Raw genomic sequence first — 20,876 nt, forward strand, 5'->3', positions numbered from 1 at the left:
ATGTGGCGCTGACAATTCGGTGGGTTAGGAGGCGGATGAAACTTGATTGAAACCGCACAGTTCATCGACTTAACTGGTGGCAGGCAGGGAGACGATCACAAATCTGTCAATTGAACGCTCTCACTGATCTCGTACTCGAACAATAGGTTTTCCGGGAAGCGATGTCAATTGAGTAAATGCCTGGTTCAGTAAGACAATCTGCTTGACGGGGGCCATACATATGCTATGATTTTTAGAAAGATTCCTCCGGTTGAAATTTCACCACCGATAGCATTTCTGTTACGCGCTTCGCTGCACGATCCCATTTGCTGTCACCGCTACGATGGGTAACCGTGTGCATGCCATCATACTCTGCGATCACTTGGATCGAACGCACAATGCCGGACCAATCCGGAGGGCGTCTGTGCTCCCTTCGTCCTCGACCTCTTTCATAACCGTAGGAGGCGGCTATGGACTGGAGACAAAAGTTGGTTTCCCCCAACGCGGTTCTTGAACGGATGCGACCGGGGATGAGCGTCTTCCTTTCCACCGGTGCGGCAGAGCCGCGTACCTTGGTGAAGCATCTGATGGCGGTACAAAGCGCCAACCTCCAGGACTTGGAGTTGATCCAGATTCTTAGTCTTGCCGACGCCATCTCCCTGAGAAACCTACAGAACCAGAAATTCAGATTGAAAACATTTTTTTCCGGATGGGTGGCCGACGAGGCCATCGCTTCTGGCCATGTAGACCTGATTCCGTGCCATCCGTTTCGCATTCCGGGACTACTGGAATCCCGCAAGGTCCAGGTGGATGCCGTCTTCGTTCAGATCACTCCCCCGGACAAGGATGGCTACAGCAGTTTGGGGGTATCGGTGGACGCCGCCCGCCTGGCGATGGAGCAGGCTGATTTTGTGGTCGGAGAAATCAACGACCGTATACCGCGAACATTGGGGGACACCTTCGTCCGAATCACCGAGTTCGACATGCTGGTGCCGTCGGAGGAACCCCCGGTGTACTTTGAACGCTGGCCGGTCGAGCCCGTCAACCACAAGATTGCCGTCAATATCGCGCCTCTGGTTGACGACAAAAGCTGCATCGCCTTTTCCATGGGGAGCCTGTTCGAAGCCGTCAGCCTTGCATTGGCCGGCAAACGGGATCTGGGCGTCCATTCGCCTTTTTTCAGCGATGCGCTCATGGATCTGGTAAAAAGCGGTGCCGTGACCAACCGGCACAAAGAACTGTTTCGAAGGAAATCCATCACCTCCTATGCCTGCGGTACGGCGGATCTGCTAAAATGGCTGGATCAGAATCCGAGCGTCGAATTCCAGCCGGTGGACAAGGTCTTCGACCCGTTGAGCATCGGTCGTAACCCTCGTTTCGTCGCCATCATTTCTGCGAAACGGGCGGATATTACCGGCAGGATCTCCCTTCACACCGGTTTGGGCCACATTGCCGCTGGCCCGGCCGAAGTGCTCGCTTTTATCAGTGGCGCCCAGTTTTCAGAGGGTGGCTACACCATCTTCGGGCTTCCCAGCCGCGATCACCGGGGACGCACCAATATTACCGTTTTCATCAAAGATCATAAAAACAGCTTCGATTTCAGGGAGGGCGTGGATTACGTGGTCACGGAATACGGCGTTGCCTACCTCAAAGGGCTCACCCTTCGGGAACGCGCCCAGGCGATGATCGAAATCGCCCATCCCGAAGACCGCGCCGGTTTGATTGCCACCGCCAAGCAAAAGAATATTCTCTATACCGACCAGATCTACTTTCCGGAAAGCGATCGCTGTTATCCCGCGCACATTAACGAGCGTCAGCAGTTCAAAAGTAGAGTCGAACTCCGGTTCCGGCCGATCCGGCCGTCAGATGAAGAAAAAATGCGGCGGCTTTTCTACCGTTTTTCGGATGAAGCCGTCTACTACCGCTATTTTTCGTCTCTCAAGGCAATGCCCCATGCCCGTATGCAGGCCTACGTCAATGTGGATTGGAGCACCATCATGTCCATCGTCGGGGTGGATGGAAAGCCCGGAGAAGGGGTGATTGTATCCGAAGCACGATACCTTTTGGATCCCGACGGCCAATGGGCCGAAGTCGCATTCGTGGTCGACGAAGCCTACCAGCGTATCGGTATTTCCACATATGTTTTCAACCTACTTGTCAGACTGGCCAAAGAGCGAGGCGTCAAAGGATTCTGGGCGGATGTGTTGCTGTCCAACACTGCAATGATGAAAGTTTTCCACAAAAGTGGCTTGCCCGTCCTCAGAGAGATGGAAAGCGGCGTCTATCATGTCACGATTCCGTTTGACACGGCTGACGATGGATCCCCATGAGTGGCGCCAATGTATAAGGACAGCGAGGGTGGTCAGGAATACGTCCAACCAGCAACGGTGGGCACACCGTAAAGGAACGGATGAATCAGCGACGTTCCCCCGCTCCCGTCGAGAAAGGAAGGTGCAGCATGTTTATCAACAAATTCATGACCAAGGACGTGGTTACGGTAAACGTGAATGACGACATTGTTCATGCGAAAAGGCTGATGGTCCGGTACCGCATTCGCCATTTGCCGGTCACCCAACCGGACCGGGTTCTTATCGGCATCATCACGGATCGTGACATCCGAAGTGCCATGCCGTCATCGGTCGGCCGGAACCAGGGCCCGACTGACGATGAAACGGATACCGCCACGGGGATTCTTGTTCAGGACATCATGACCAAGGATCCGGTTTCCATTTCGCTTGCCTCTACGATTCAAGACGCCCTGTTGCTTGTCGAGAAGACGCGGGTAGGTGCTTTTCCGGTGGTGGATGAACACTTTAAGGTTGTGGGGATCGTGTCGGACCGGGATCTGTTGAACGCATTCATCGATGTGTTGGGAATCAAGGAGCCAGGAGCGCTGCTGGGTGTCGTGATCGACGAAAAACCGGAGGAAATCGAGAACATCGTCCACGCCATCATTACCGAAAATATCGCCTTCGGTTCCATTCTGGTTTACCGAGGCTGGCGCCCTGGAAAAGAAGCGGTTTTCCCCTATCTGTTCGCCAAGAATGTCACCCACCTCAAGCAGAAGCTCACCAATATGGGCTACGATGTTTTGGACCCAATCGAATGGTATGCCGAACGGGCCGCCTGATTCGATGGGGCATCTGCCCCGCTGCAATTATACTTCGCCTGTTACCGGCCAAAGGACGTCCGGAATCGGTCGATTGAGGGGAGGCGGACCCGGTGCGCGCCTATACATCCAGCCAGATATCCGCCTCACAACCGCAGTGGCGTCAGACGGCATGATATTCAGTCTTCCCCTCGTCCTTGGCCGCCTTGGCCGACACTATTGGTTTCAGCGTATCGTCGGCTACCTGATCCTCTTCGAGGGAGCAGGTAGCGACCATTTCTGCTTGGTTGCCGCAGTTCCTGCGCCAGCACACATGGTTGAATTTGCTTCTCCACCATGAAATTACATCCTCAAGCACTGGGGGGATGGGGTTTGACGGACCCGATGTCTCTCAATTATATTCTATCTCATGAATGCAGATAGGGGACGCAATAATTCAAAAAATCACTCCGTCTGATATCCGATCGCGCACAGCTTCGACTGCACGGGCACCATTTTCGGTACCAGCGCAATCGATCGGGGTTTGGCTCTCAAAATCACCGGATGGCGTGCCACGCTCTCTCGCACGCTCTTTGTCGCCAGGTTATATAACCGGACGATGTTGTTGCGATCAGTTGGGATCCTTGGCCTCAAGTCCAGGGTATTTGAGTTGAATTTCTCGATTTGAGAGTTTCTTTTACGTCTGTCATGCTTTGGCAGGAAATACTTTACACGAACCGCTTGACCCATTTGCGAAACACCGGATCGAAAATTCGATATTCGCCGTTTTTGCTTACCAACTCTCTTTGCTCAAGAACCTTCATGGCCGCAACCACCTGTGATGCAGTCTTCAGTTTGAATCTATCAAGGTTGGCCGCCGAAAACAATTGTGCGCCTCCGGTGGCCGCGACCAGTTTCAGCGCCTTTTTCTGGTTCAGGGAAAGCGAATCCCAGACATTCATGAACTCGACAGATCGCTTTTCAATAATTGTGTTTTCAACGGCGTTGATCGCTTCCGTTCCGATTTTCCTGGCCGACCAGAGGGTATAGAAAAACTCCTGTACATATTTCGGGTGGTTCTCGCATCTGGCGACAACATCCCGAATGGCCATTTCGTCAATCGTTTTTCCCGCCTGACCATAAAGATCTTTGACCCAATCGACATAATCCACCGTAGAAATCCGGTCCAGCGGCATGTGAATAGCCATCTGATAGAAGGCTCTTTTCGTATCGTTGAACATCAGCGTCAAAATGTGGCGTTGGCTTCCGGCAAAGATATAAGAAACGTTGTCATGGTGCTGGATGCTTTTTCGTAGATCCTTTTCAAACGTATCGGATCCATAACCGGCGACCTCCTGGAACTCGTCAAAGGCGATCACGATTTTTTTCTCGCGAGTCACTTTCCGGATCAGCTGGAAAACGGCCTCGATATCCACGGCAGCCGGTTGACGTTCAAAAGACGCGCCGATGTTGGGAGTTTGGCTGATTGGATCAAAACCAAAGGAGATGGAGAGGCCGGAGATGGTTTCACGGATGAGGTTTATGAAGCGACTGCTTTTTGGTTCAAGGATGCTGGCGCCTTTGATTAAGGCCTTGATAAACCCTTCGACGCTGGTTGTGCCGTACAGATCAACATAGAGTGGGTCGACATGGCGAAGGTTCCTCAACACCTTTAGGATCAGCGAGGTTTTGCCGTACCTTCGGTGGGAATAAAGAAGAATATTTTGCGAGTTTTCGATGTGCCTGGCAAGCTCGGTCTGCTCGTGCTGCCGATTGCAAAAAGACGGATCATCTACCACACCGGTAACCACGAACGGGTTTTTCATGAGGAGCTCCAAAATTCGCTATTAGTGAGGCATCGATAATGTAAAATATTACATTGGCAATATAATAACACACATCACAGACCGGTCAACCCGTTCTTTTCTGCATATGCGCCAAAGAGCCAATCGGCTCAGAAATCGATTTGACGAACCGGTCCGCTTACCACTCGGAAAGCCCGCCGGCTGTATATAGCCGGTCCAAGATATTGGGAAGTAGCGAATCCATCTGTCCCATCGCACCAGCCTCACCAGCGCCTCCATTAGTTTCTTCCGCAACCGCCATTTGATCCTCCTTTAGAATGTCTCAACCTGTAGGCCAAGCTACCGCAACCATGGCATTGCCCGGCCGGAAACTCGCCGCCAACATCGACCCGCTGCGAAAGATCCGTGGCCGCTTAAAGGTCGTCTTCCAAATGGACGCTGCCGTAATTGTCGCAATGAGCGATACACGCCCCGTCGATCCCAGCCAGCAGGTGGTCCACCTCAAGGATTACAAAAACAATTACTTTTCCCAAGGTAATAGGTCAACGGGTGCTAAAGTTGCCGCGAAGCGGTTTCGTGCTTTGGTCTTTCAACGATTCCCGAAAGGTTCGCGCGAAATGTATTTTGAGAACAAATAACGTTATTCGTCAAGCCTAACTAATTAAAATTTTCGCATAACAATATTTTTTCTCATTCAACGTAATAAGCTCATGGAATAAAATACTCAAGCTTTACTCTATACAGCCGATATTCTCAAATTGCAGAGTATTGATGACCGATAGCAGCGTGACATAGTGTGTATCATGTTCAGAGCGCATGAATTGCTCCATCACTTCACAACGTCCCAATTTTTCTATGGCGTATTAAAAAAGCCTGCCGGTTTAGACACTTCAGAAACCACATGTGGCCAAAAGAGAAGGGCCAAACAGTTCATTAACAGAATGAACAGAGGGTCTGTTCTGCATGTAACCGCTCAATTCGTTATGAAAAATCTGAGGAGGCATCAAATGATCAGCAATCATCCACATCCCAAGCGAGCAAACGCGAACTCATCTTTCGGGGCTTCGGCGACTTCCCACGGCAATATCTGGCGGCGAGGTTGCTTTTGGGGTTTGGGACCATCCGGGACGGTCTTTTTTTTATGTCTATTCGTGCTGTTCCTGACAGGCGGTTGTGGTGGTTCCGATTCCAGCACTTCGCCTGCTGACGTATTGACAGACGCCGAATGGTTCGGTTTTCGGGATGGCGACGGTCAATGGCAGGAAATCCAAACCCCCGAAACCCAAATATTCAGGTTCGATGACACAACGACCGGAACTTATGTCACTAACTCGGAAGGCCGTTACTCCTTAGTGGCATTGCATGCTGATGCATCCTCACAGCAGGTGACTTTATTGGCTTTGCAGTCAACTGTCGATGAATCGCCGGAACTCAACATCAGCTCATTCTTGTCTGATGATGAAAGTGCTGACCTTGGAGTTACAATTTCTGGAATCGATTATGGCTACTTGGCCAATATCTTTGTAGCCGACGAAGAGACCGGAATGAGTATGGATGGCAGCACCATGTTCTCTTTCGATCCAGGCACTTACGATCTTGTGGTTACCCGCTCGGAGGACTACACGGCCTTGCCAACCCATCTTTTCGCCAGGCATGATATGGAACTTCAAGCTGAACCCACGGGCGGTCAAAGCATCGATGTATCGCTTGATCCAGTTGATTTGATCCAGTTATCGGATCAATACACGATATCTGTCGACAGTGTGCACAAACTCGATGACGGTGAAGTCTATCTGCTTACAGCCAATGGAACGATGGCCAGCCTTGGTTATACCAGCATTTCTTCCGGCGATCCAAAGGAGCTCTATTACAAGGGGTTGCCATTCGCATTCACGTCGGATGTCGATTGGCAGGAAGATCTTTATATTGTGGAGCTTTCTCTTGAGCCTATCGAAGACAGCACCATTTATTATTTCCAGGGCTTCGATATGGCTGGCAATCTGACCGTAACCCCACCGGGCGTATTTGACGGAACACTCGCAACAGATACCTCGACAGGATATCTGTTACCGGGTTTGGTGGCAAACGCTTATGCTGGAGCGATCGGCTACACGGTCCAGTACGAGGTTTCCGGCAACGGCATCAATTATGTTACCGCTTGTTACACCACCAAGGGCTGGTTGGACGAACTCTCCGAGATCGAATTTTTCATGCCTGCGCTGCATGAGGCTGATGGCTGGGACACGAAATGGTCTATTCCCGAGAGTGGCACAATGGATTGGGAAGCATATGTATCTGTCCAAGCAGGCTCCAACGATGTGACTTTCGCGAATCTAATAGAATGGGTCCTTATGGACACTCCCCGGGTCGACAATGGTTCGTGGTTTGCCAGCATCGCCAATTGGTTTGGTGGGGGCTCCGGAGAGCCGTTGTAGCGACGATGCCTTAGAGATAACCAAGCCGCGATACGTTAAATGGGGCTGTCGCATTTTTCTAAGGCAAACCAGCGCATAGCCGCCTGTTTCAGGACCTTTACTTTTCCCGTACTTCCGGCACCGGCCCATACAGGCACTCCACAAAATTTTGCCGCTGAACCTGCTGGTCGCCGAAGATGGGGTGCAGGCCGATGTCGGGAGAGTACTCACTGGCCGGAACCAGGCGGCCCAGCGCTTCGGCCATGGCGCGCACGTGGTGAGGGCCGGCCCCGCAGCAGATGCCGATGTAATTGATGCCCATGTCCCTGGCCGCGACGGCGAAATCCGCCATTTCAAAGCGGCTTAACAAAAAGGGGTCCAGCGCGACGGGAAAGCCGTTTTTGCCGTCCTCGCCCCGCAGATCGAAAAAGCAGGGCTGCCGGTCGTGAGTGCGGTAGGGCACCGGCAGGGCCGCCACATGGCCGGTCACCGACTGGCGGATCTCCCGGAGGAGCGGCAGCATGGTTGCCGGCCCCCGGCCGCAATTGAGCCCGACCACGTCGCATCCATTGTCTTCCAGCCGTTTGCAGGCCTCGGCCAGAGAAAACCCATCGCAGGTGACCGGTGCCACCGGGCTGAAGGTGACCACCGCTGGCATGTCAGTCGCTTTGATCTCTTCCAGGCTCAGCAGGGCTTCGCCGAAATGGGTGAAGGTCTCGGCAATGATGAAATCCGCTCCCCCTGCCTTGGCCCATTGAACCTGCTCACCGAAAATGCGTCTGACCCTGGCTTCCGACGCCTGCATGTCGGACGGATCATACTCCCAGGTGTTGCAGATATTCCCCGCCACGAGCGCCCCGGTTTCGCGGGCGGCTTCAACGGCCAGTTCGATGGCCTTGACATTCATCTCTTCCAGGGCGTTTTCGATGCCGATGGACTGCAGTTTCGACCGGTGGGCGTAATAGGTGCACGCCACGACCACGTCGGTTCCCGCCCGCACGAATTCACGGTGCAGGCCCTGGACCACGTCCGGATACTTGAGTACCGCCTCGGGAACGAAAGGGCCCGCTTTGAGAACCCCCCTGCGTTCCAGTTCGAAAATATAGCCTTCGGCGACCAATACGGTCCCCGCATCGAGTCTTCCCATAAGGTTCCGGTTGGGTTCGGTCATGGGGTTCTCCGTGTATGGTTGGTTTCTCAGGGTGGGGTATCCGGGTTTGCTTCACTGACTGACAGTATGCAATTTCAGATAGTTGTGCAAACGATATCTTTTATTGGCAATTCATTTATAACTTACATAAACGTTTGAATGTAGATTTGTAATGACAATTATGTCTTTTATTCGCGGTGTGTGTCGGATGCCTGAATTTTCATAAACAATAAAAATACGGATGGTTATCGTTTCCGTTAATCGATTCCGACCCTGGCACATATGTTGAATCGTTTCTATGGGGTACGGATTCATCTGACGTGAGTCCCCATTGCTTGCGAACAAACATGAAACGTGTGGACCCGCCGATACGGTTAACCGCATTCAAACATGGTTCTATGGAAAACAAAATTTTTGAACTGGAGTTAAAGACACTCTACGCCATCAGCCAGAAAATTGGTGGGGTCCTTGATCTGGATTCCACCCTGATGTCTATCCTCGAGATTCTCTCCAGGAAACTTTCCATGGAGCGCGGCACGATCACCTTGAAGGACAGGGACACCGGACTGCTCAGAATCATTGCCTCCCACGGTCTGGATCCCGTCGCCCAGAAAAGAGGTATTTATCAGCCCGGCGAAGGCGTTACCGGTTCGATCTTCGAAACCGCCCAACCCTTTGCGGTTCCCGATATCGGTAAAGAACCGCTTTTTCTGAATCGCACCCAGGCCCGCACCCTGACCAAAAACAGCCTGGCCTTTATCGGCGTTCCCATCCTGCTGAACAACGAACCCGCCGGTGTGCTCAGCGTAGACCGGCTTTTCGGTCCTGAAGTGGATTTCAAGGAAGACATCCGTTTCCTGACCATCGTAGCGGCGCTGATGGCCCAGTTCGTCCAGCTCAATCGCAAGGTGGAACGGCGTGAAGCGCACCTGCTTACGGAAAATCGCAGTCTGAGGGCCGAGGTGTCCGCCAAATACAATCACTTTTTTGCGGTGGGCGTCAGTCCGGTCATGCAGCGGCTGAAGAAGATGATCCGCAAAGTTGCACCCAGCAGGGCATCGGTACTTCTGCTCGGTGAATCGGGCACCGGAAAAACACTCACGGCCCGGATCGTTCACGAATTGAGCCACCGCCGCCGCAACCCCTTTGCCAAGGTGAACTGCGCCGCACTTCCGGACAATCTGATCGAATCGGAGCTGTTCGGTCATGAAAAAGGCGCCTTTACCGGGGCCACTCAGCTCAAAAAAGGGCGCCTGGAAGAAGCGGACAGCGGGACCGTTTTCCTGGACGAAGTCGGTGAATTGCCCATGCCGGTTCAGGCCAAGCTGCTGCGATTCCTGCAGGAGCGGGAGTTCGAGCGACTGGGCAGCACCCAGACGCGGAAGGTGGACGTGCGCATTATCGCCGCCACCAACATCGATCTGGATCTGGCTGTGGACGAGGGGCGATTCCGGTCGGATCTCTTTTACCGGTTGAACGTTTTTCCGATTGCCATCCCGCCGCTGTGCCGGCGCAAGGAAGACCTGCCCCTGCTGGTGGATTATTTTATTGAAAAAACGGCCAGGGAGTACGGCCGCCGGTTTCGTTTTTCTTCAGAATGCATGGACGTGCTGTCCGCTTATCACTGGCCGGGAAATGTGCGTGAACTGGAAAACCTCATCGAACGCGTGGCCATCATGGCGGAAACCAGCTGCATCCCGACCTCCATGCTGCCGGCGTATCTGTTCAACAGCAGGGGGCCCGCCGGTTATGACCTGCCGCCGGCGACCACCGCCTCCCGGCTGGAGCTCATGGAGCGGAAAACCCTGCTGGAATCCCTGGCGCGCAATAACTGGGTGCAGCAGAAAGCGGCCCGGGAGATCGGCTTAACCCTCAGGCAGATGGGCTACCGGGTCAAAAAATTCAAACTGGACGGGATCATCCGGGAAAATAAACAACGCAACATGCAATTTAAAAATCTCTCCAACTAAGTACCCGTGTTCATAAGTGGGGTGACACACACACAGTGGGTCGAATCGCCTGCATCGCATGGCTCGAGGAGCGAGAAATGGCCAAAGCAATTCACCCGCCGAGCAACGCGACGAAACTGGATGACTGGGCAATCGAATGGCTCCGTATTTATGAATAGGAGTACTATACTTTCCACCCCGTAAGAACACTCCCCCTTTTTCTTTCGACTGCTTTCCCGGGCCAGTTGAAGTCAGCCGGCTTTTTCATGCTCCAGCGGCATTCCGCATCCTTTCCATGGGATAATCCCGATTCGCAGGATCAAGCGCCGAATCTCATCGGCATCCGGAGTAAAACGTGGGATCCGAACCGTCAGACTGCATCTACATTATTGTAGGTCCGACATCTACAGGATTGTAGATAGGGGTTGCCAAAGGTTAGAAAAAGTGAACGTGCGTAAACTACAAACGTTAAAATAAGTAATAATTTTATCAATAGGTTGTCCGCCGCCGCCGATTAATCTGCTTCTATGGCACATCGGTTGCTCTGTCTGTCCTCAAGCGGATCAGGACAACAGCAATATAACCCCGGCAGACAAAGGAATTGAAAGATGAGAAAAGTGGCAATCTACGGCAAAGGCGGAATCGGTAAATCCACCACGACCCAGAATACGGTGGCGGGCCTGGCGGAAATGGGCAAGAAGGTCATGGTCGTCGGCTGCGACCCCAAGGCCGACTCCACGCGGCTGCTCCTTAACGGACTGGCCCAGAGAACCGTCCTGGACACCCTCAGGGAAGAAGGCGAAGACGTGGAGCTTGAAGATGTGCGCAAACAGGGGTATGGCGGCACCATGTGCACTGAATCAGGCGGCCCCGAGCCGGGCGTCGGCTGTGCCGGCCGCGGTATCATTACTTCCATCAACCTGCTTGAGCAATTGGGCGCATACGCCGACAGCGAAGAACTGGATTACGTTTTTTACGATGTGCTGGGGGATGTGGTCTGCGGCGGCTTTGCCATGCCCATCCGGGAAGGCAAAGCCCAGGAGATCTATATCGTCGTTTCCGGTGAGATGATGGCCATGTATGCGGCCAACAATATCTGCAAGGGCATTGTCAAATTTGCAGAGGCCGGCGGTGTCCGGTTGGGTGGCCTGATCTGCAACAGCCGCAAGGTGGACAACGAACAGGAGATGATCCTGGCGCTGGCGGACAAGCTCGGTACCCAGATGATTCACTTCGTGCCCCGCGAAAATATGGTCCAGCGCGCCGAGATCAACCGCCAGACCGTCATCGAATTTGAGGCCTCCCACACCCAGGCGGAGGAGTACCGGACCCTGGCGAAAAAGATCGACGCCAATGAAATGCGCGTCATCCCTACGCCGCTGGCGATCGAAGAGCTGGAAAAGCTGTTGATTGATTATGGCATAGCCGCCTGATGATCAACCAGAAACGGCATCTTTTGGCCCAGACCGGCGTTCTCGTTCGGCTGAAATCCTCGACGTAGCGCTGCTACGCCTGCGGTTTCAACCTCGCTGCGGCCTTGGCCTGAACCAAAATCTACCATTTCTGATTGACCACTACCAATTTAAAAAGAGCTGACAGGAGAAAAAATACCATGATTATGATTCGTTCCATTGTCCGTCCTGAAAAGGTTGACAACGTGCTGGCGGCCCTCATGGAGGCCGGATTCCCCGGTGTAACCAAAATGTCCGTGGTGGGGCGCGGCAAGCAGCGCGGGATCAAGATCGGTGAAATCACCTACGACGAAATCCCCAAGGAGATGCTTCTCACCGTGGTCAAGGACAGCGACAGGGAGTTTGCCATCAATACCATTATCAAGGCCGCCCGTACCGGCGACAAGGGCGCCTTCGGCGACGGCCGAATCTTCATTGTGCCCGTGGAAGAGGCCTACACCATCAGTTCCGGCATCAGGGAGACCGCCGACGGGAAGACCGAAGAGGTGCAGATATGAAAGAGTTGATTGCCATCGTGCGAATGAACATGATGAACCGGACCAAACTGGCACTGGCCGAAGCCGGCCTGGGATCCATAACCGCTCGGGAGGCTTTGGGGCGCGGCAAGGGCATTATTGACATGCAACTGCTTCATGGCGCTGAACACGGCTATGAAGAGGCCATCGCCCAGCTGGGCCAGAGCCATCGGCTCATTCCCAAGCGTGCCCTGCTGATGGTGGTCAACGACGATCTGGTTCAAAAGGCGGTGAAGACGATTATCAGGACCAACCAGACCGGCAAATCGGGAGACGGAATGATTTTCGTTTTTCCCTGCCAGGAAGCAGTCCGGGTGCGCACCGGGGAGAGAGGAGAAGACACCCTGGACGAAGGATAAGTGTTATTCCGGAAACGGCATCTTTCGGCCCAGGCCGGCGTTCTCGATCACTTGTAATCCTCGACGGTGCGCTGCTGTGCCTGCGGTTTCAACTTTACTGCGGCCCTGGCGTGTCATAGATCCCCCCATAGCGGGGAACCAGAATCTACAATTTCCGAAAGAATTTAATAGCTGAGAAAAACTTTTTATTTTACCCACGCCTTTTTTAGGAGAAGATATCATGGCTACGGCCCCAAACAAAAAAGCGACCCAAGACGTCAAACTGGACAGCCACGACCCTGAAAAAGTAAAGGCCAGGCTGCTGTCCAAGTATCCGCCCAAAGTGGCCCGCAAGCGCGCCAAACAGATCGTGGTCAACCGGGTCGATCCCGACGGCAAAACGCCGGTGATCAGCTCCAATGTGCGTACGGTGCCGGGTCTGATGGGCCAGCGGGGATGCTGCTATGCCGGCTGCAAGGGGGTTGTCCTGGGCCCCACGCGGGACATCATCAATATTACCCACGGCCCCATCGGCTGCGGCTATTACAGCTGGCTGACCCGCCGCAACCAGACCGATCCGGACTGCACCGCCGACGGCCACAACTTCATGACCTATTGCTTCTCCACGGACATGCAGGACCAGGAGATCATCTTTGGCGGCGAGAAAAAACTCAAGCAGGCCATCCAGGAGGCCTACGACAATTTCAGGCCCAAGGCCATCGCCGTTTTCTCCACCTGCCCGGTGGGCCTCATCGGCGATGACGTCCACGCCGTCTGCCGTGAGATGAAGGCCAAGCTGGGCATCAACGTTTTCGGTTTCTCCTGCGAAGGGTACAAGGGGGTCAGCCAGAGCGCCGGCCACCACATCGCCAACAACGGCATCTTCAAACATGTGGTGGGCCTCGACGACACCATCGGGGAGGGCAAATACCGCATCAATCTGCTGGGCGAGTACAACATCGGCGGCGATGCATTTGAAATCGAGCGGCTGTTCGAGCGGTGCGGCATCACCATGGTCTCTTCCTACAGCGGCAATTCCAGCATCGACGCCTTCGCCAACTCCCATACCGCCGACCTCAACCTGATCATGTGCCACCGGTCCATCAATTATGTGGCCGAGATGATGGAGACCAAATTCGGTGTGCCCTGGGTCAAGGTCAATTTTATCGGTGGGGCGGCCACGGCCAAGTCCCTGCGCAAGATCGCCCAGTATTTCGACGAAAAGGAACTGACCGACAGGGTTGAAGCGGTTATCGCCGCAGAGATGCCTGCCGTCGAGGCGGCCTGCGCCGATGTGCGCCCCCGCACCGAGGGCAAGCGGGCCATGCTTTTCGTGGGCGGTTCCCGGGCCCACCACTACCAGGAACTGTTTGCCGAACTGGGCATGAGAACCCTGTCCGCCGGATACGAGTTCGGCCACCGCGACGATTACGAAGGCCGCCGGGTACTGCCGGACATCAAGGTGGATGCCGACAGCCGCAACATCGAGGAACTGGCGATCACACCGGACCCGGAGCGATTCAATCCGAGGATCAGTGACGAGAAAAAAGCGGAACTGGAAGCCAGGGGGCTGCAGTTCGGTGAATACGACGGCATGATGCCCGAGATGCCCGACGGCACCATGGTGATCGACGACCTGAGCCAGTATGAAACCGACCAGCTGATCAAAATCTTCAAGCCCGATCTCTTCTGCGCGGGCATCAAGGAAAAATATACCGTGCAAAAGCACGGCATCCCCTTGAAGCAGCTGCACAGCTACGATTACGGCGGACCCTACGCCGGATTCAAGGGGGCCGTCAACTTCTACCATGAGATCGACCGCATGGTCAGCAGCCGGGTGTGGCAGTATATGCGTGCGCCGTGGCAGGAGCATCCTGAATTGTCGGCCACTTATGCCTGGGAATAGTATGGGATCCTCCAGAGACGGCATCTTTCACCCGAATTTCTTCGTTGGGCGTCAGATTCGAATCCTCGACATATTCCCGATATGCCTCCGGTTCGAATCTGACGCCTGCCTCGAACTCGGGCGAAATCTACCCCCTCTGGATGACCCCAGCTCGAGGCAGAAAATTAAAAGCAAAACAACACATATTGCATAATGGAGATTGGACCTCATGTTACTGAGACATACCCCCACCGAGATCAAGGAACGCAGCGCCCTGACCGTCAATCCGGCCAAGACCTGCCAGCCCATCGGGGCCATGTACGCCGCCCTGGGCGTTCACGGCTGCCTGCCCCACAGCCATGGCTCGCAGGGCTGCTACGCCTATCACCGCAGTGCCCTGACCCGCCACTTCAAGGAACCGGTGGTGGCGGCGACCAGCGCGTTCACCGAAGGGGCGTCGGTGTTCGGCGGGCAGGCCAACCTGGTGCAGGCCATCGACAACATCTTCAGCGTGTACAACCCCCGGGTGATCGCCGTGCACACCACCTGCCTGTCGGAAACCATCGGCGACGACGTTCCCCAGATTGTCGCCAAAGCCAAAGCCGACGGCAAGGTCCCCGATGGGAAATTCGTCTTTCATGCCAACACGCCCAGTTACGTGGGCTCCCATGTCACCGGGTTTTCCAGCATGACCAAGGCCATGGTGGACTATTTCGCCGAATCCAATGGACAACGGGCGAAGACGATCAATCTGATTCCGGGCTATGTGGAACCGTCGGACATGGCTGAAATCAGGCGGATTGCCGGCATCATGGGGATCGCGACCATCATGTTTCCGGATACGTCCAGGGTGCTCAACGGCCCCTTGACCGGCCGCTACAAGATGTTTCCCGACGGCGGCGTGACCATCGAAGACCTGAAGAAAACCGGCAGCAGCGCGGGCACCATCGCCCTCGGCCGGACCGCGTCCCTGGCGGCCGCCCGGGCCCTGGATGCCAAATGCAAGGTGCCCTGTGAAATCCTGGGGCTGCCGGTGGGGCTGCACGGCACCGATGCCTTCGTTGACACCCTGCGGCGCATGGCCGGGGTGTCCGTTCCCGATGCCCTCAACCTGGAGCGCGGCCAGCTGGTGGACACGATTTCCGACTGGCACCAGTACCTGTACGGCAAGCGGGTGGCCATTGCCGGCGATCCGGACCAGGTGCTGGCCCTGACCCGTTTTGTGGTTTCACTGGACATGCGCCCGGTGCACATCGTCACCGGCAGCCCGGCCGGCAAGAAGTATGAAAAACGTCTGCGTGAAGCCGTGTCCGAGGTCCCGGAACCGGTGAACGTCAAGGTGCCCGGGGACATGCTGCTCTTCCACCAGTGGATCAAGAACGACCCGGTGGACCTGATCGTCGGCAACACCTACGCCAAGTACATCGCCAAGGATGAGGATATCCCGCTGGTGCGCTACGGGTTCCCCATATACGACCGCATGGGCCACAGTTACTTCTCCACCATGGGCTATCGCGGCGCCCTGAGATTGATGGAGAAACTGCTCGATGCCATCCTGGACCGCAAGGATCGCGATGCCGACGACATTACCATGGAACTGGTCATGTAGGTCGGAAGTCGGAAGTCCGAGGTCCGAAGTCCGAGGACGGAAGTCGGAAGTCGGAGGTCCGAGGTCCGAGGTCCGAAGCCGGAAGTCGGAAGTCCGAGGACGGAATCCCGAATTAAGGGGATTAAGGAGTTGAGGAATATAGGGATTGCAGGAGCTGCTTCCAGGCGCGATTGATTTCAGAACTCAGATTTCAGAACTCAGAACTCAGAAAGTAGAAGGTAGACCTCGAGTCGGACATCAGTTCTCGGACATCTGAATTCGGATAAACAGGAGAAGAATCATGTCGTCGACACCCATACTTGAAGCCCGTCAGTCACAGATCCATCACAAGGGCAGGGATCCTTTCGAGATGACCTGCGATAAGCACAGCCTGGCCGGATCGGTCAGCCAGCGGGCCTGCGTGTTCTGCGGGTCCCGGGTGGTGCTTTACCCCATCGCCGATGCTCTGCACCTGATCCATGGGCCCATCGGCTGCGCGGCATACACCTGGGATATTCGCGGGGCGCTTTCTTCGGGGCCGGAACTGCACCGCATGAGTTTTTCCACCGACCTTCGTGAAACGGATGTTATTTTCGGCGGAGAGAAGAAGCTGGCGGCCGCGCTGGGTGAGCTGATCGACGTCTACCAGCCCAGGGCCGCTTTTGTATACTCCACATGCATCGTCGGCATCATCGGCGACGATGTGGCCGCCGTTTGCCGGAAGGTGGGCGAGGCGAAAGGAATTCCGGTGCTGCCGGTCCATTCCGAAGGTTTTAAAGGCACCAAGAAGGACGGATACAAAGCCGCCTGCGACGCCCTTTTTAAACTGGTCGGCACCGGCGCTACCGAAGATATCGGCCCGGTGAGCATAAACATCCTGGGGGAGTTTAACATCGCCGGGGAAGCCTGGCTGATTAAAAAGTATTACGAACGGATGGGCGTCCAGGTGGTCTCAATCATGACCGGAGACGGCCGTGTGGACCAATTGGCCCGAAGCCACGGGGCGACACTCAACGTTGTGCAGTGCTCCGGTGCGTTGACCTTTTTGGCCGAGATGATGAAGGAAACATACGGCATTCCCTATATCCGGGCTTCCTATTTCGGCATCGACGACATGGCCAAGGCCTTGTACGACGTGGCCGAGCAGTTTGGCGATCACCCCGACGTCATGGTCCGCAGCCGTGAGATCGTGCGCAGTGAAGTGGACGCCATCATGCCCGAAATCAATCGCCTCAAAGCCGATCTTTCCGGCAAGCGGGCGGCCATTTATGTGGGCGGGGCCTTCAAGGCCTTTTCCCTGATCAAGGCGTTGCGCTACCTTGGGATGAACGTGGTGCTGGTGGGATCCCAGACCGGCAACCAGAGCGATTACGCCACACTGCGGGATATGTGCGAGGACGGCACCATCATTCTCGACGATGCCAACCCCCTGGAACTGTCCAGGTACATCATCGAGAAAAAGGTCGATCTGTTTATCGGCGGCGTCAAGGAACGTCCCATCGCCTACAAGATGGGTATCGGGTTTTGTGACCACAACCACGAACGCAAGATCCCCCTGGCCGGTTTCGCCGGCATGCTGGCGTTCGCCCGGGAGGTGCACACGTCGGCAACCAGTCCGGTCTGGCAGTTTGCTCCGGCACGACGCTTTCAAGGGCCGGAGCACTGCAGATCCGGCGTTGCCGGGGGATTGCTGTGCTGTAGTCCCTGCGACGGCGTCATCCCCGGCGCCCTGGCTCTCGAATTGTAGAAGCAGATTGCCATCGAAGGTCCACAAGGAGGTATCCCATGAAGTCCGTTCATCAAAAAGAGAATTTCACCGCTACTCAGAATGCCTGCAACCTGTGTGCGCCCCTGGGGGCGGCCTTCGCGTTCAAAGGCATCGCCAATGCCATGCCCCTGCTGCATGGATCGCAGGGGTGCTCCACGTATATCCGACGATACATGATCAGCCACTTCAAAGAGCCGCTGGATATCGCCTGCTCCAATTTTGGCGAGGAAACGGCCATCTTCGGCGGCGGTGCGAACCTGAAGCTGGCTATCGACAATATCCGTAAACAATACCATCCGGAATTGATCGGGGTGGCGACCACCTGCCTGTCGGAGACCATCGGTGACGATGTCCCCATGTTTATCAAGGCCTACCGGGACGCATGCCGGGATGACGCGCTGCCGGCACTGGTGCATGTCTCCACGCCCAGTTACCAGGGAACCCACATGCAGGGCTTTCACGGGGCCGTGCGTGCGTTGATCTCCACCCTGGCCGAATCCACCGGCGCATGCGGGAGCCCGTCGATCAACCTGTTCCCCGGCATGATGTCGCCTGCGGATCTGCGCTGTTTGAAAACGATCATGACCGATTTCGATCTGGACTGCACCCTGGTGCCGGACTACAGCGATACCCTCAACGGTCCCTTATGGACCGAATACCAGCAGATTCCCGAGGGCGGCACCCCTGTCAGTGCGCTCCGCCGTATGGGCGATGCCACGATCAGCATCGAGTGCGGTCTGGTCCTGGCAGGAGAAAAAGAGACCGCCGGTACCTGGCTGAAGGAGCATTTCGACGTACCGCTTCATCGAATCGGGCTTCCCATCGGCATCCGCCAGAGCGATCGATTTTTCGAATTGCTTTCCACGATCAGCGGCCGGCCGGTGCCCAAAATTTATACCGGCCAGCGCGGCCGGCTGCTGGATGCCATGGTCGACGGTCATAAACACCTCAACGGTGTCCGCGCCGCCCTGTTCGGCGAAGAAGATCTGGTGGCCGGACTGGCTGCTTTCTGCGCGGAGGTGGGCATTATCCCGGTGCTGTGCGCCACCGGCGGCGGCAACGGGCGTTTTGCCCAGGCCGTGCGATGCGTGGTGCCGGAAGCCTGTCACGACCGGATGCAGATCATGGAGGATGTTGATTTCGTGACCATTGAGAAAACGCTGGAGAAGATCGGCGTGGACCTGCTCATTGGGCACAGCAAGGGGTACACCATGTCCCGCCGGCTGAAACGGCCCCTGATCCGGGTGGGATTTCCCGTGCACGACCGCGTGGACGGCAGCCGCCTGCTGCACCTGGGCTACCGGGGCGCCCAGCAGCTGTTCGACCGGATTGCCAACACGGTGATTGAGAAGAAACAGGAGAAGAGTACTGTGGGTTACACGTATATGTGAGATCCGAAGTCCGAAGTCGGAGGTCGGAATTTCGGATTGGGGGATTGAGGAATTCAGGAATTGGTGAAGCGGCTTTCAGCCGCGATCGGTTTCAGCCCCCCATAACTCGGAACAGAAACCCCAGATCAGAGACCCGAGACCAAAAATACAGGAACCAGGAACCATGAATTTAGACAACCATCCCTGCTTCAACCCCGGCGCCTGCAAATCATTCGGACGGGTTCACCTGCCGGTGGCCCCCCGATGCAATATCCAGTGCAAATTCTGCAACCGCAGGTTCGACTGCGTCAACGAAACCCGCCCCGGCGTCACCAGTGCCGTGCTCTCGCCGGGCCAGGCCATGGTCTACCTGGAGGAGGTGTTTGCCCTGAAGGGCAATATCGCTGTGGTGGGCATCGCCGGGCCGGGTGATCCGTTCGCCAACCCCGAGGAGACCCTGGAGACCCTGTCCCGCGTGCGATCCCGTTATCCGGAGGTCATGCTGTGCGTGGCTACCAACGGCCTCAATCTGGAACCCTATCTTGATGAAATCAAACGGCTCGACGTCAGCCACGTCACCGTGACGGTCAATGCCGTGGATCCGGCCATCGGCGAGCAGATTTATTCCTGGATGCGGGTGGGCAAACGGGTGCTGCGCGCCCGGGAAGGGGCCGCCGTTCTCCTGGAGCGGCAGCTTGCGGCCATCAAGGGCCTCAAGGACCGGGGCATCATGGTCAAGGCCAACAGCATCATCCTGCCCGGCATCAACGAGGGCCACATTGAGGCCGTGGCGCGCCGCATGGCCGACCTTGAGGTGGACCTGTTCAACGCCATGCCCTACTACCCCAATGCCGGATCCGAATTCGAGCATCTGGCCGAACCGGAAACGGCCACAGTTGAGAACATCCGGGCTGCAGCCGCGGTGCATGTCAAGCAGATGCGTCACTGCACCCGCTGCCGGGCCGACGCTGTCGGCCTGCTGGGCGAACCCACCGATGACGGGTTGATGAACACGCTTTCCGCCTGCCGGCGGCTGGATGTGAAAACGCCCAGGGTCGGCCGGGTGTCGCCGCGCCCCTGCGTGGCGGTGGCCAGCATGGAGGGGGTGCTGGTCAACCAGCATCTGGGCGAGGCGGACAAGCTGCTGGTTTACGGGGAGAAAGAAGGCCGGATCCAACTGCTGGAAGCCCGCGCCACACCGGCCAGAGGGGGCTATATGAAACGCTGGCAGGAAATGGCCGACACGTTCTCGGACTGCAGCACGCTGCTGGTCAGCGGGGTGGGGGCCAACCCCCTGAAGGTGCTTTCCGCCGCCGGCATCGAGGTGCTGGAGATCGAAGGGCTCATCGATGAGGCCGTGCGGGCGGTATTTGCCGGCGAGCGTCTGAACCACATGGTTAAACGGTCGCTGAGTGCGTGTGGGGAGGCTTGCCATGGCAACGGCATGGGCTGCGGCTGATTTTGATGCGCCAGGGCAGGCATCTTTTGATCCCACGCGGCGTTCTCGTCCTTTTGCGATCCTCGACGTAGCGCTGCTACGCCTGCGGTTCCAAAA

15 protein-coding genes are annotated in these 20,876 nt (G+C 55.9%); 13 read left to right on the forward strand and 2 right to left on the reverse strand.

The genetic code is table 11. The features are described from left to right. The first annotated feature begins 449 nt into the window (after window positions 1-449). Complete coding sequence (locus tag DSCA_RS24470; RefSeq protein ID WP_155318943.1) at window positions 450-2,309, forward strand: bifunctional acetyl-CoA hydrolase/transferase family protein/GNAT family N-acetyltransferase; 1,860 nt, start codon at window positions 450-452, stop codon at window positions 2,307-2,309. A gap of 128 nt (window positions 2,310-2,437) precedes the next feature. Further along, window positions 2,438-3,109 carry a CBS domain-containing protein gene (locus DSCA_RS24475; protein ID WP_155318944.1) on the forward strand — a complete coding sequence of 224 codons (672 nt, stop codon included), beginning with the start codon at window positions 2,438-2,440 and terminating at the stop codon, window positions 3,107-3,109. A 686-nt stretch (window positions 3,110-3,795) separates the two neighbouring features. On the opposite strand, the gene DSCA_RS24485 is transcribed toward DSCA_RS24475, so the two are convergent. Further along, a complete protein-coding gene (locus tag DSCA_RS24485; protein WP_155318945.1) occupies window positions 3,796-4,893 on the reverse strand; it encodes an AAA family ATPase in 1,098 nt (365 codons plus the stop codon). 329 nt (window positions 4,894-5,222) lie between these two features. Here DSCA_RS24485 and DSCA_RS24490 point away from each other — a divergent pair, with 329 nt between their 5' ends. Both DSCA_RS24490 and DSCA_RS24495 read left to right on the forward strand, forming a co-directional pair. Continuing rightward, window positions 5,223-5,510 carry a hypothetical protein gene (locus DSCA_RS24490; protein ID WP_155318946.1) on the forward strand — a complete coding sequence of 96 codons (288 nt, stop codon included), beginning with the start codon at window positions 5,223-5,225 and terminating at the stop codon, window positions 5,508-5,510. A gap of 369 nt (window positions 5,511-5,879) precedes the next feature. After that, entirely contained in the window at window positions 5,880-7,307 is a 1,428-nt protein-coding gene (locus tag DSCA_RS24495) for a hypothetical protein (RefSeq protein ID WP_155318947.1), read from the forward strand. A gap of 97 nt (window positions 7,308-7,404) precedes the next feature. Here DSCA_RS24495 and DSCA_RS24500 read toward each other — a convergent pair whose 3' ends face one another. After that, entirely contained in the window at window positions 7,405-8,457 is a 1,053-nt protein-coding gene (locus DSCA_RS24500; protein WP_155318948.1) for a homocysteine S-methyltransferase family protein, read from the reverse strand. A gap of 377 nt (window positions 8,458-8,834) precedes the next feature. Between DSCA_RS24500 and DSCA_RS24505 the strand changes: the two genes are divergently transcribed. The 9 genes from DSCA_RS24505 to nifB all read left to right on the forward strand — a co-directional run bounded on the left by DSCA_RS24505 (window position 8,835) and on the right by nifB (window position 20,780). After that, window positions 8,835-10,406 (forward strand): sigma 54-interacting transcriptional regulator, encoded by a 1,572-nt coding sequence (locus DSCA_RS24505; RefSeq protein WP_155318949.1) that lies wholly within the window; start codon window positions 8,835-8,837, stop codon window positions 10,404-10,406. Window positions 10,407-10,993: 587 nt separating this feature from the next. After that, window positions 10,994-11,818 (forward strand): nitrogenase iron protein, encoded by an 825-nt coding sequence (nifH, locus tag DSCA_RS24510; protein WP_155318950.1) that lies wholly within the window; start codon window positions 10,994-10,996, stop codon window positions 11,816-11,818. A gap of 179 nt (window positions 11,819-11,997) precedes the next feature. After that, entirely contained in the window at window positions 11,998-12,354 is a 357-nt protein-coding gene (locus DSCA_RS24515; RefSeq protein WP_155318951.1) for a P-II family nitrogen regulator, read from the forward strand. Beyond that, a complete protein-coding gene (locus tag DSCA_RS24520; RefSeq protein WP_155318952.1) occupies window positions 12,351-12,731 on the forward strand; it encodes a P-II family nitrogen regulator in 381 nt (126 codons plus the stop codon). Before DSCA_RS24515 ends, DSCA_RS24520 begins: the two co-directional genes overlap by 4 nt. A gap of 220 nt (window positions 12,732-12,951) precedes the next feature. Further along, window positions 12,952-14,616 carry a nitrogenase molybdenum-iron protein alpha chain gene (gene nifD / locus DSCA_RS24525; RefSeq protein WP_155318953.1) on the forward strand — a complete coding sequence of 555 codons (1,665 nt, stop codon included), beginning with the start codon at window positions 12,952-12,954 and terminating at the stop codon, window positions 14,614-14,616. A 208-nt stretch (window positions 14,617-14,824) separates the two neighbouring features. Next, complete coding sequence (gene nifK / locus DSCA_RS24530) at window positions 14,825-16,204, forward strand: nitrogenase molybdenum-iron protein subunit beta (protein WP_155318954.1); 1,380 nt, start codon at window positions 14,825-14,827, stop codon at window positions 16,202-16,204. A gap of 280 nt (window positions 16,205-16,484) precedes the next feature. Further along, window positions 16,485-17,930 (forward strand): nitrogenase iron-molybdenum cofactor biosynthesis protein NifE, encoded by a 1,446-nt coding sequence (gene nifE, locus DSCA_RS24535; protein ID WP_155318955.1) that lies wholly within the window; start codon window positions 16,485-16,487, stop codon window positions 17,928-17,930. 38 nt (window positions 17,931-17,968) lie between these two features. Beyond that, entirely contained in the window at window positions 17,969-19,342 is a 1,374-nt protein-coding gene (locus tag DSCA_RS24540) for a nitrogenase component 1 (RefSeq protein WP_155318956.1), read from the forward strand. A gap of 163 nt (window positions 19,343-19,505) precedes the next feature. Beyond that, complete coding sequence (gene nifB / locus DSCA_RS24545) at window positions 19,506-20,780, forward strand: nitrogenase cofactor biosynthesis protein NifB (protein WP_155318957.1); 1,275 nt, start codon at window positions 19,506-19,508, stop codon at window positions 20,778-20,780. The last annotated feature ends 96 nt before the right edge of the window (window positions 20,781-20,876 follow it).

The sequence above is a fragment of the Desulfosarcina alkanivorans genome, from assembly GCF_009688945.1.
GTDB classification, from domain to species: domain Bacteria; phylum Desulfobacterota; class Desulfobacteria; order Desulfobacterales; family Desulfosarcinaceae; genus Desulfosarcina; species Desulfosarcina alkanivorans.